General features: G+C 71.5%; 10 protein-coding genes. 3 read left to right on the forward strand and 7 right to left on the reverse strand.

Annotated features, from left to right (window positions below; all coding sequences use genetic code 11):
• Positions 1 to 130 precede the first annotated feature (130 nt).
• The 3 genes from mmsB to chvE form a co-directional block, all read right to left on the reverse strand.
• Positions 131 to 1,399, reverse strand: coding sequence for a multiple monosaccharide ABC transporter permease (mmsB, locus tag AEQ27_RS15435; protein ID WP_082383656.1), 1,269 nt, complete (start codon positions 1,397 to 1,399; stop codon positions 131 to 133).
• A complete protein-coding gene (mmsA, locus tag AEQ27_RS15440; RefSeq protein ID WP_054147477.1) occupies positions 1,386 to 2,936 on the reverse strand; it encodes a multiple monosaccharide ABC transporter ATP-binding protein in 1,551 nt (516 codons plus the stop codon). The genes mmsB and mmsA overlap by 14 nt, the downstream gene beginning before the upstream one ends.
• Positions 2,937 to 3,036: 100 nt before the next feature.
• On the reverse strand, positions 3,037 to 4,191 hold the full coding sequence (chvE, locus tag AEQ27_RS15445) for a multiple monosaccharide ABC transporter substrate-binding protein (RefSeq protein ID WP_054147478.1): 1,155 nt from the start codon (positions 4,189 to 4,191) through the stop codon (positions 3,037 to 3,039).
• Between the two features lie 468 nt (positions 4,192 to 4,659).
• Between chvE and AEQ27_RS15450 the strand changes: the two genes are divergently transcribed.
• Entirely contained in the window at positions 4,660 to 4,977 is a 318-nt protein-coding gene (locus AEQ27_RS15450) for a hypothetical protein (protein ID WP_054147479.1), read from the forward strand.
• 18 nt (positions 4,978 to 4,995) lie between these two features.
• On the opposite strand, the gene AEQ27_RS15455 is transcribed toward AEQ27_RS15450, so the two are convergent.
• From AEQ27_RS15455 to AEQ27_RS15465, 3 genes are all read right to left on the reverse strand, one after another.
• Positions 4,996 to 6,051 carry an aldose 1-epimerase family protein gene (locus tag AEQ27_RS15455; RefSeq protein WP_082383657.1) on the reverse strand — a complete coding sequence of 352 codons (1,056 nt, stop codon included), beginning with the start codon at positions 6,049 to 6,051 and terminating at the stop codon, positions 4,996 to 4,998.
• Complete coding sequence (locus tag AEQ27_RS15460) at positions 6,044 to 7,300, reverse strand: FAD-binding protein (RefSeq protein ID WP_054147480.1); 1,257 nt, start codon at positions 7,298 to 7,300, stop codon at positions 6,044 to 6,046. The genes AEQ27_RS15455 and AEQ27_RS15460 overlap by 8 nt, the downstream gene beginning before the upstream one ends.
• 65 nt (positions 7,301 to 7,365) lie before the next feature.
• Positions 7,366 to 8,436 carry an LLM class flavin-dependent oxidoreductase gene (locus AEQ27_RS15465; protein WP_054147481.1) on the reverse strand — a complete coding sequence of 357 codons (1,071 nt, stop codon included), beginning with the start codon at positions 8,434 to 8,436 and terminating at the stop codon, positions 7,366 to 7,368.
• A gap of 134 nt (positions 8,437 to 8,570) precedes the next feature.
• Here AEQ27_RS15465 and AEQ27_RS15470 point away from each other — a divergent pair, with 134 nt between their 5' ends.
• The gene (locus AEQ27_RS15470; RefSeq protein ID WP_054147482.1) at positions 8,571 to 8,987 is read left to right on the forward strand and encodes a hypothetical protein; all 417 of its coding nucleotides are present in this window, start codon (positions 8,571 to 8,573) and stop codon (positions 8,985 to 8,987) included.
• A 63-nt stretch (positions 8,988 to 9,050) separates the two neighbouring features.
• Here AEQ27_RS15470 and AEQ27_RS15475 read toward each other — a convergent pair whose 3' ends face one another.
• Complete coding sequence (locus tag AEQ27_RS15475; protein WP_054147483.1) at positions 9,051 to 9,542, reverse strand: hypothetical protein; 492 nt, start codon at positions 9,540 to 9,542, stop codon at positions 9,051 to 9,053.
• A 576-nt stretch (positions 9,543 to 10,118) separates the two neighbouring features.
• Here AEQ27_RS15475 and AEQ27_RS15480 point away from each other — a divergent pair.
• Positions 10,119 to 11,672 carry an ATP-binding cassette domain-containing protein gene (locus AEQ27_RS15480; protein WP_369813670.1) on the forward strand — a complete coding sequence of 518 codons (1,554 nt, stop codon included), beginning with the start codon at positions 10,119 to 10,121 and terminating at the stop codon, positions 11,670 to 11,672.
• The last annotated feature ends 324 nt before the right edge of the window (positions 11,673 to 11,996 follow it).

The following is an 11,996-nucleotide window of genomic DNA, read 5'->3' on the forward strand; positions in this document are numbered from 1 at the left end:
GGACGACGGTGTCCTGGTCGGCCGACCCGCGCCTCCTGCGGTCGACCGGATGCCCGCCCGAGGGCGGAGAGACGAGGAGGCGCGGCTCCCGTGACCGGGAACCGCGCCTCTCGCGGATGGTCGCGACCCGTTACTTGCCGGACGAGGCGGCGCGACGCTTGTTGAAGACGTCGAACGCGACCGCGGCGAGCAGCACGAGGCCCTTGATGAGGGACTGGTACTCGGTGCCGACACCGAGGATCGACATGCCGTTGTTCAGGATGCCGATGATCAGACCACCGACGATGGCGCCGGTGACCGTGCCGATGCCACCGGTGACGGCGGCGCCACCGATGAACACGGCCGCGATGGCGTCGAGCTCGAACCCGTTGCCGGCGCTGGGGCTGGCGAGGTTGAGCTGACCGGTGAAGACGACGCCGGCCAGGGCCGCGATGACGCCCATGTTGACGAACAGGAGGAACGTGACGCGCTTCGTCTTGACGCCGGACAGCTCGGCGGCGTGCAGGTTGCCACCGATCGCGTAGACGTGACGACCGAACACCGAGTTCTTCATGACCATCGAGTACGCGACGACGAGCACGGCGAGCACGACCAGCACGATCGGGGTGCCCGAGTAGCTGGCGAGCAGGAATCCGACGTACATGACGAGGGCGACCGTGAAGACCATCTTCGTGATGAACCACAGGAAGGGCTCGTCCTCGAGCTGGTACTTGCGACGCGTCGCACGTCCGCGGAGGCCGGTGCCGATCAGGGCCAGCGAGGCGACGGCGCCGAGGACGAGCGTGAGCGGCTCGTAACCGGTCGTGCCGAAGGCGGGCAGGAAGCCCGATCCGATGTCACGGAACCCCTGGGGGAAGGGCGAGATCTGCTGGCTCTGGAGGGCGATCTGGGCGGCACCGCGGAACGCGAGCATGCCGGCCAGGGTGACGATGAACGCCGGGATGCCGAAGTAGGCGATCCAGAAGCCCTGCCAGGCCCCGACCAGGGCGCCGAGCACCAGGCAGAGCACCACGGCGAGCGGCCAGGGCAGGCCCCACTGCGTGATCATGACGCCGGCCATCGCGCCGGTGAAGGCGACGATGGACCCGACCGAGAGGTCGATGTGGCCGGCGATGATGACCATCACCATGCCGATGGCGAGGATCAGGATGTAGCTGTTCTGCACGACCAGGTTCGACACGTTGATCGGCGCCAACGTGATGCCGTTCGTGGTGATCTGGAAGAACAGCACGATGACGATCAGCGCGATGAACAGGCCGATCTGGCGCAGCTGACCGCCGAGGTACGAGACCGCACCGACGATCGGGTTGCCGCCCGAGCCGGATTGCGGCTGACGGGAGGTGGGCGACCCGCCCGTGGGCTTCGGGTCGGTGGCCTGGGTGGGGCTAGGCGCGCTCATTGACGGGGCTCTCTCGTTCGAGGGTCATGTACTTCAGGAGGAATTCGGGGGTCGCCTCGGCGATCGGCACGTCGGCCGTGATGCGTCCCTCCGAGAGGGTGTAGATGCGGTCGCAGATGCCGAGCAGTTCGGGCAGCTCGGACGAGATGACGATGACGCCCTTGCCCGCGTCGGCGAGCTGGTTGATGATCGTGTAGATCTCGTACTTGGCCCCAACGTCGATGCCGCGGGTGGGCTCGTCGAGGATCAGCACGTCGGGGTCGGCGTACATCCACTTCGACAGCACGACCTTCTGCTGGTTGCCGCCCGAGAGCTTGCCCGTCACCGACGCCACGGTGGGCGCCTTGATGTTCATGCTCTTGCGGAAGCGCTCGGCGACGGTGCTCTCTTCGGACCGGTTGACGAAGCCCCAGTTCGCGAGCTTGCCGAGGGCCGAACCCGAGACGTTGCGCGTGATGTCGTCGATCAGGTTCAGGCCGTACTTCTTGCGGTCCTCGGTGGCGTAGGCCAGACCCGCGGCGATGGCCTTGCTGACCGTCGACGTGTCGATCTTCTGCCCGCGCTTGTAGACGGTGCCCGAGATCCCGGTGCCGTAGCTCTTGCCGAAGACGCTCATCGCGAGCTCGGTGCGTCCGGCACCCATCAGCCCGGCGATGCCGACGATCTCGCCGGCCTTCACCGTGAGGTTGGCCTGGTGGATGATCTCGCGCGTCGAGTCGAGGGGGTGGTGGACGGTCCAGTCCTCGATGCGCAGCAGTTCTCCGCCGACTTTCGACTCGTGGGCGGGGTACCGGCTCTCGAGGTCACGGCCGACCATGCCCTTGATGATCCGGTCTTCGGACACCTCGTCGGCGTGCATGTCGAGGGTCTCGATCGTCTTGCCGTCGCGGATGATCGTGACCTTGTCGGCGATCGCCTTGATCTCGTTCAGCTTGTGGCTGATGATGATCGACGTGATGCCCTGCCCCTGCAGGCTCTTGATCAGGTCGAGCAGGTGCGCCGAGTCGTCGTCGTTCAGGGCGGCCGTCGGCTCGTCCAGGATCAAGATCTTCACGCGCTTCGAGAGCGCCTTGGCGATCTCGACCAGCTGCTGCTTGCCGACTCCGATGTCGACCACCTTGGTGATCGGGTTGTCGCGCAGGCCGACGCGGGCCAGGAGGCCGGCGGCGTCGAGGTTGGTCTTGTTCCAGTCGATGAAGCCGTTCTTCGACTGCTCGTTGCCGAGGAAGATGTTCTCGGCGATCGACAGGAACGGGCTGAGGGCCAGCTCTTGGTGGATGATGACGACGCCCGCGGCCTCGGAGTCGTTGATGTTCTTGAAGTCGACGGGCTGGCCGTCGAGCAGGATCTGGCCGTCGAACGAGCCGCTCGGGTAGACGCCCGAGAGCACCTTCATCAGCGTCGACTTGCCGGCGCCGTTCTCGCCGCAGATCGCGTGGACCTGGCCGCGCTCGACCTCGAGCGTGACGTCCTGCAGGGCCTTGACGCCGGGGAACGTCTTGGTGATCTCCCGCATCTCGAGGATCGTGTTCGCCACGTGTTCCTTCTTCCGTGTGTCGGGTGGGTGCCGCTGGGGAGCAGAGAAGCGAGGAGGCGCTGGTCGGCGACCGGCGCCTCCTCGGTTCTCGGAGAGGGACCTACTTGAGGTCGGCCTCGGTGTAGTAACCGCTGTCGATCAGGACCTCTTTGTAGTTGTCCTTGGTGACGATGGTCGGCTGGAAGAGGTACGTCGGGACGACCTTCACGCCGTTGTCGTACGTCTTGTCGTCGTTCGTCTCGGGCGTCTTGCCGGTGAGCAGGTCGTCGGCCATCACCACGGACTGGTCGGCGAGCTGACGGGTGTCCTTGTAGATGGTCGAGTACTGCTGACCCTCGATGATCGACTTGACCGAGGCGGCCTCGGCGTCCTGGCCGGTGATGACCGGCAGGGCGTCGCTGGAGTAGCCGGCACCCTCGAGCGCCGAGATGATGCCGATCGAGATGCCGTCGTAGGGCGAGAGCACGCCGTCGAGCTTGGTGCCGCCCGAGTAGGTCGAGGCGATCAGGTTCTGCATGCGGGCCTTGGCGGTGGCCGGGTCCCATGCCGCGGTGGCGGCCTGCGTGAACTGGTCCTGGCCGGAGCCGATCGTCAGCGAGCCGTCTTCGATGTAGGGCTTGAGGGTGTCCATCGCGCCGTTGAAGAAGAAGGTCGCGTTGTTGTCGTCCGAGCTGCCGGCGAAGACCTCGATGGTCTTGGGCGCGGCGCCGTCGACCTTCTTGCCGTCGGCGTCGGCGAGGCCGAGACCGGTCAGCAGGCTGGTGCCCTGGTCGACGCCGACCTTGTAGTTGTCGAACGACACGTAGTAGTCGACGTTCTCGTTGCCCGTCAGCAGACGGTCGTACGAGATGACCTTGATGCCGGCCTTGGCGGCCGAGTCGAGCTGGTCGCTGAGCGAGCCACCGTCGATCGAGGCGACGATGAGGACCTTCGCGCCCTTGGTGATCATGTTGCTGATCTGCTGGACCTGCTGGGGGATCTTGTTGTCGGCGTACTCGAGGTCGACCTTGTAGCCCTTGTCTTCGAGGGCGCTCTTGACGGCGTCGCCGTCCTTGATCCAGCGCTCGGACACCTTGGTGGGCATCGCGACGCCGACCAGCGCACCGGCGTTGTCGCCGCTGCTGCTGCCGCCGGCGTCACCGCCGCGTCCGCCGCCGCCGCCGGAGCAGGCGGCCAGGGAGAATGCCATGCCGACGGCGACGATGCCGACGAGGAGCTTTTTCTTCACGGTTGTTCCATTCGTGTCAGGTGTCATCTCGACGGCGTCGTCGATGACGGGTGATGGTGCTGTGAGGGGATCTCTGTGGTGCTGGCGCTCGACGGCTCGGGTGGCCGGGGACGCGCCGGGCCGACGGGTGCGCGAGGCCTGCCCGTCGGGGCTGGGGGACGTCAGGCCGGGGCGATCGCGAGGAGGCGCGGGGCGGGCGACGTGCGGACGGCCCGGTGGGCGGCCGGGCGGCGGAGGGAGGAGCTGTTCACGGTTGACCTCTTCGTCAGGAATCGTGTGGCTGGGGTGTCGCAGAGTGGAGCGGGATGGCCCGTCGCGGGGACGGTCGAGCGCTGACCTGAGAATGTGAGCGCTCACATCGGGTGGTGCTGGGCAATACTGAACGAGGTCCAGGTGCTTGTCAAGTCGGATCGCGTCCGGCGTGTCGCCGCATGATTTACACGTTCGCCACACGCCGTTCACGCGCGTGAGCGGTCGTCACGTCACAGTGTGGCCATGATCACCGCGACCGCGACCGTCCACACGGCCCACGACGCCGCCGGCCTGTTCTGGTTGTCGCGTCGCCTGCTGGCCGAGCACCGGGCGGCGCGGGTCGAGGTGGGCCAGTACCTCGTGCAGCTCGCCGACGCCGGGACGGTGCTGCTGACCGAGCTGCCCGAGGCCCTGAGGTTCGACGTCGTCGTCCGGGACGAGCTGACCGCACGCCGCACGCGCCGCGCCCTCGAGGCCGCCCTGGAGCGCTGCCTGCCCGGCACCGTCTCGGCCATGACCTGGCAGACCGAGCCGCTCGGCGCCGAGGCCGGCGTGGCCTGACGCCTCGGCACCGTGGGGCTAGAAGGCCGTGATGGTCCAGCTCGCCGTGTGGGCCTCGCCCGGAGCGAGCAGCACGAGGTCGTCGCCCGAGTTGAACGCGTCCGGCGGGCAGGTCATCGGCTCGACGGCCAACCCGACACGGTCGTTCTCGGGCTCGGGCCGGTCGGCGGTGTGCACCTGCACCCAGGGCAGCTCGCGACCCCACGACATGGTGACTCCGTGGCCGTCGCGCGCGGTGACCGTGGCGGTGACCCGCGCCTCCTGACCGGGGTCGCCCGGGCCGTCGACGCCGTCGGCCGTGACGAACGCGAGATCGGTGAACGCGTGGTCGACGAAGAGGTCGTCGATCGGGTGCCCGTCGCGGAAGTCGAAGCCGTCGCGGTCGCCGACCGGCCGCGTGCCGACGGGCACGAGGCGGTCGTCGGTCACCTCGAGGTAGCTCGCGGCGGGCAGCGTGAACGGCCAGTCGTCGACGCGGCCCTCGCCGGCGACGAGGTAGGGGGGGGGGGCGGTGCCGTAGGGGGCGACGCCCGTGCCCGCGTTGCGGGCCGTGACGGTCGTGGTGAGCCCGGCCTCGCCCAGCTCGTAGACGACCGAGAGGGCCAGCCGCCACGGGTAGCCGTCGCTCGGCACGAGCACGAACGAGGCCGAGGCCCGCGCGGCCTGGGCCTGCTCGATCGTCCAGTCGGCCCAGTGCACCAGGCCGTGCAGGGCGTGCCCGCGTTCGACCTCGTTGAGCGGCAGCTGGTGCTCGACGCCGTCGCGCTCGTAGCGTCCGTCGGTCACGCGGTTGGGCCACGGGGCGAGCAGGGCCCCGCGGAAGCCGGGCCGCACCTCGTCGGCGGCGAACGGCACGACCAGGTCGCGGCCCTCGAAGGTGAGCGTGCGAAGCGTGGCGCCGACACCGGCGATCTCGGCCCGGTAACCGGCCCGCTCGAGCACGACCTGCGCGCCCGAGACCGGCACCGGAGACGTGACGAGCCTCGCGGTCGGCGGTGCACCCGGCGCGGGCTCGACGACGGGGGGCGTGGTGCCGGGCGGCGGCACGGAGGCGACGGGGGTGGGCTCAGACATGCGCGGGCTCTCCGAGAACGGACGCGGACAGGAACGGGTTGCGGAAGCGACCCTCGGGGTCGACCGACTCGACGTGGGCGGCGAAGTCGCCGAGACGCGGGAACACCCGGCGCAGCTCGGCGTGCGTGGCGGTCGAGACCTTGCCCCAGTGCGGGCGGGCGTCGAACGCGCCGAGCACCCGCTCGATCTCGGGCAGGACGGCGAGCACCTCGTCGGGACGGCGGTGCCAGGTGAAGTGGAAGGCAACGCTCTGACGTCCACCGCTCGGGCTGATCCAGGCGTCGTCGGGGGCGATCGTGCGGATCTCGCTGACCATCAGGACGTCGGCGAAGGTGTGCGCGATGCCCCGCAGCCCCTCGATCGCGGCCGCGGCGTGCTCGGCGGGGATCAGGAACTCGCTCTGGATCTCTTCGCCGGCGCTCGGCGTGAAGTCGAACCGGAAGTGCGGCAGGCGCTCGAGCCAGGGGCCAGCCACGCCGCCCTGCTGCGTCACGGCCGCGGTCTCGGCCCCGGGGATCATGTGCGTGGTGGCGTCGGCCCGCACCGCACCGAGGTCGCGGAGGTCGAGACCGACCTCGTCGCCGACCCGGTGCTTCGACCAGACCTGGTCCACCCCGTCGCCGTCGTACCGCGTGAAGAAGCTCAGGCTGTAGGCGCCGGCGAGCACGGCGTCGAGGTGCTCGAGGGCGGCCGCCCAGGGCAGGTGCTCGTGGATGGTCTGCTCGACGTCGAAGGTCGGCACGGTCTCGAGCTCGAGGGTCGTGACGACGCCCACGGCGCCGAGCGAGACGACGGAGGCGCCGAACGCGTCGTCACCTCGGCGGACGGTCTCGAGGCTGCCGTCGGCGCGCACGAGCTCGACGGCGCGGACGCCCGCCGACAGGGCGGGATTGCCGACCCCGGAGCCGTGCGTGCCGGTCTGCACCGCACCGGCGACCGAGATGTGCGGCAGCGAGGCGAGGTTGTGCAGGGCGAGCCCGTGACGCTGCAGCTCGGCCGCGAGGGCGGCGTGCGTCGGGCCCGCGCCGACGCGGACCGTGCCGGTGGCCGAGTCGATCTCGACCGGGGTGACGAGTGCGTCGAGCGAGACGAGGGTGCCGTCGGTGTCGGCGACGCGGTTGAACGAGTGACGCGAGCCCAGGGCCTTGACGCGACGGCTGCCGGTGACTACGTCACGCAGCTCGTCGAGGCTCGTGGGGCGACGCAGGTCGGTCGTCGAGTACTCGACGTTGGCGGCCCAGTTCTGCATGGAGACTCCTTCGGCTCGGGGTGCTGCGTCGAGTCTAGGCGAGCGGCCTGACGGTGAGTGAGCGCTCACTCGACTCGGGCGCTGGCCTGCCGGCCGAGCAGGGGACCGAGGCGCTCGGCGGCGTCGGTCAGCACCTGCGTGTACTCGGCGAGGCCGAAGTCGAACGGCAGCTCGACGATGAGGTCGTCCACCTCGCGCATCGCAGCGTTCTCGTGCAGCTGCTCGGCGATCCACTCGGACGGGCCGACCAGGTCGCGGTCGAACATCATGCCCCGGGGCCCGTGGGCCACGGTCGTGCGGTCGCGACGGGACGACGCGTAGGCCTCGTAGGCCGCACGCTGCTCGGCGGTGGCCGTGTCGGTGGGCAGGACGACCGCGCCCTTGGCGACCCGCGCCTCCTGACCCGCGGGGTGGACCGCGCGGAAGGCGCGGATCTGCTCGAGCTGCGACGCGGCGAAGCGGGTGGGCTCGATCGGCCCGGGCCCACCGGCGAAGCTGACGTTGCTGATCAGCATGCCGAGGCCCTGCCGACCCGCCCACTCGGCCGACCGCGGGCTGCCCGCGCCGTACCAGACGCGGTCGGCGAGACCGGGGCTCTGTGGCTGCACCCGCCCGGTGTAGACCTCGATGCCCTCGGTGCCCTCGAACGTGCTGACCTGCTCGCCCCGTACGAGCGAGAGGAACTTCTCGACCCGGCCGTACGAGAAGTCCTGGTGGTCGGCGGCGTCGCCGTAGAGGTGCGGGGCGATCTCGTCGTAGCCGCGGGGCTCGCCGACGCTGACGCCGAGCTGCAGTCGCCCACGTGAGAGCACGTCGACCGTGCCCCAGTCCTCGGCGAGGCGGAACGGGTTCTCCCAGCCGAGCGGCATCACGGCCGTGCCGAGGGTCAGGCGCGAGGTGCGCTGCGCCGCGGCCGAGAGGAACGCGACGGGCGACGAGATGCCGAACTGGAGGTGCCGCGTGCGGGTCCAGCCGCCGTCGAGACCCAGCGCCTCGGCCCGCTCGAACAACTCGAGCCCCTGCTCGAGGCCGACGGTCGGGTCGTCGCCCTCGAAGGCGCCGATGGTGAGGAAACCGAGACGGCGCAGCGGCCTCGCGGTGGCGGACGGAGCGGGCGACGAGGAGGCAGTGGTCACCGGTCGAGCCTAGCCAGACGACGCGAGGCCCCGGCCTGCGTCCCCCGGTCCGCGCTCCCGGCCCGTGTCCCCCCCCCCCCGAGCCCGCCCGCCCCCCCCCCGGGGGGCCCCCGCCCGCCGCTCGAGGAGGCCCGATGCGCGACGCCGCCCCACCCGCCCCCCGCACGATCTCGGCGGCGTACGCCCTGTGGATCGTCGTCGTCGTCCTGGGCGTCGTCGGTGCCGTCCTGCTGATGCTGTTCGGTGGGCCGGCGCGGGTGTCGACGTCCGGTGGGGCCCTGGCGAACCCGCGCGGGGCCGACATCGCCGGCGGGGTGTTCGCGATCGTGGTCGCCCTGGTGCAGCTGGCGGTGGTGCGGGCCATGCGCGACGGGCGCCGTTGGGCGCGAACCGTGCTGCTCGTGCTGACCATCCTGCAGGTGCTGGGCGGCGTGAGCGGAGCGAGCGGCGGCGGGGTGCTCGAGTGGGCGTCCGTCATCTGCGCGCTGATCGCCTGCCTGCTGATGCTCGTGCCGTCGTCGACGGCGTTCTTCGAGCGGCACACGCGCTAGGCGCACCGGCACCCCGCGACCTCGCGAGGAGGCGCGGGTCGTCAGGTCAGGAGGCGCGGGTCGTCAGACCGAGCGGCCCCGACCCCGGGCGCGCAGCACGTCGACGACGACCGCGCCGACGACGGCCCCGGCACCGAGCAGGGCGAGCACGGTGCTCGACCGGACGAAGTCCGAGCGGCGACCGCGGGGCAGGCGCCCGGCGGCGAGGTCGTGCAGCAACTGGCCGGACGCCGCGAGGCAGGCCGACTCGGCCTCGGCGTCGTGCAGGGACCAGTCGGGCACCGACACGTCGCCGATCACGCTGACGTCACCGTCGTCGGCGTCGAACCAGACGTCGATCGGGGCCCGACGTGGGCCCGTGATCGTCAGCACACGCGACTGCCAGCCGGCACGACGGATCGCACCACCCGGCACCTCGTCGCCGACCCACGAGTGGACGACGCGCAGGCGCCCGCTCTCCTCCGCGGCGGCCAGGTCGAGCGCACGCCGCAGCCGGTCGACGAACGGCGGACGGTCGGGTTCGGGCAACGAGATGGTCGGCAGGCCTCGGTACATGCCGACAGTGTGCCCCGCCCGCCTGGACGCCGCCGCACCCGCCGGCCCCCGCACCCGCCGTCGCCGCCGTCGCCGGCGTCGGCGTCGCCGCCAGCCCGCCACGCAGTAAACATGCCGCCACGCAAAAAGAGGGCGGCATGTTCACTTCGTGGCGGCGAGAGCAGGAGGCGCGGGTCGTCCGGCACCCGGCCCTTGCGGACCGGCGTGGCCACGACCTACCGTGGCGGGGTACCCCGTCGCGAGAGCAGGCACCGGTGCGGCCGACACACCGGCCGGTCGACCGCCCTCGCGGGCACGGGGGCCCACCGCACAGAAGGCAGAGCGTTGCGTCTCATCACCGGTACTGCGCCCCTCGCGCAGCAGTCGCCCTCGCACTGACGCCACTCCCGTCCGCCCCGTGAACCGGGCGCCGCCTCGCTCGAGGCGCCGCGCCTCCGGCCGGGTCGCTCCCCCGCCGCAGCCGACCTCCGTCGCCGGCGAGGGACGGGTGGTCGTCGTGCTCCGACACCATCCACCGGGCGCCCTCGTGCCCACCATCACCACCCCCTCCATCGTCCTGTCCGCCCTCCCGTTCTCCTGGCCCGACGGCTCGGGGGTGTCGCCCCCCTCTCGCCCGCGTTCGGGCGTGGCCGCACCGGCCTCGTCGGCGCGAACGGCGCGGGCAAGTCCACGCTCGTCCGGCTCGTCACCGGCGACCTCGTCCCCACCGGCGGACGTCTCACGACCACCGGCGAGGTCGACCTGCTCCCGCAACGGCTGCGGTCCCGCGCCGACGACACCGTGGCCGACCTGCTGGGGGTCGGCCCGCGCCTCCTCGCCTTGCGGGCGATCCTCGCCGGCGACGCGACCGAACGGCAGTTCGAGCTGCTCGCCGACGACTGGGACGTCGAGTCCCGCGCCGCCGCGGCCCTCGCCGGCGTCGGGCTGAGCGGCCTCGACGGCGGGACCGGCAGCACCGGCACCGTCCTCGACCGCCCGGTGTCGACGCTGTCCGGGGGGCAGGCCGGGCGCGTCGCGATCGCCGGCGTGCGCTTGCGGGGCCGGCCGCTCGCCGTGCTCGACGAGCCCTCGAACGACCGCGACCGACGCTCGCGCGGCCTGCTGCTCGACGTCGTCGACCGCTGGCGCGGCACGCTCGTCGTCGTCAGCCACGACCGCGAGCTGCTCGAGCACGTCGACGAGATCGCCGAGCTGCGCGACGGTTCGATGACCGTGTTCGGCGGCACCTGGTCGGCCTACGAGCAGCAGCTCGCGGTGCTGCAGGCCGCGGCCGAGCGTGACGTCCGGGCCGCCGAGCAGGTGTTCAAGGCCGAGCGGAGGCAGCGCATCGAGGCCGAGACGACCATCGCGCGGCGGGCCAAGGCGGGAGCCAAGGCCGGCGAGTCGATGCCGAAGATCATGGCGAACCAGCTGCGCGGCCAGGCCGAGGCGTCGGCGGGTTCGCTGCGCAGGGCACACGCGTCGTCCGAGCAGGAGGCGCGGGTCGCGGTCGACACCGCCGAGCGACGCCTGCGTCGTGACGACACGATCGTGGTCGACCTGCCGGACCCGGCGGTCCCGGCCTCCCGGCGCCTCGCCGAGCTGACCGTGCGGGGACGCACCGTCGTCGTCCAGGGGGCGGAACGCGTCGCCGTCGTCGGCGACAACGGGTCGGGCAAGACGACGCTGCTCGAGCAGCTCGTCGGTGCGCCGGACGCGCGGCCGCATCCGCTGCCCGACACGCACGCCGTCGCGCTGACCGGTCGGGTCGCCCACCTCGGGCAGGAGAAGGACTCGCTCGACGACGCACTCACGGTGCTCGAGAACGTCCGGCGGGCTGCCTCGGACGTTCCTCCGCGCGAGGTGCGCAACCGCCTCGCGCGGTTCCTCATCAGGGGAGACGTCGTGGACCGGCTCGCCGGGACCCTCTCGGGCGGCGAACGGTTCCGGGTCGCGCTGGCCGGACTGCTGCTCGCCGACCCGCCGCCCGAGCTGCTGGTGCTCGACGAGCCGACGAACGACCTCGACATGGCGAGCACCGACCACCTGCTCCAGGCGCTGCGCGGCTACCGCGGGGCACTCGTGATCGTCAGCCACGACGAGGCCTTCCTCGAGCGGCTCGGGCTCGACGCCCGGGTCGAGGTCCGCTGAGGCGGCGCCGGGCCGGGCGCCCGCCCGCCAGCCCGCCACGAACTAAACCCCCCGCCACGAGAAAAAGTGGCGGCATGTTTACTTCGTGGCGGCGAACGCAGGGAGGTGTGGCGCAGCCCGTCGCACGACGCCAGGACGTGGTCACGACGCCACGACCAGTCCTGGCGCTGTGCCCATCTCCTGGCGGGGAACGCAGGAGGCGCGGGTCGGGCCGCCGACACAGCCCGCCCCCGTCACACGCTTGGCACGGAGGCCCGCAGGCAGTTGACTGTGTCCCCCCGCCCGGCCCGCACCGCCGGCACCCCACAGCACACCCGTTCCCGG

It is taken from the genome of Frigoribacterium sp. RIT-PI-h (genome assembly GCF_001297205.1).
Lineage (GTDB): Bacteria > Actinomycetota > Actinomycetes > Actinomycetales > Microbacteriaceae > Frigoribacterium.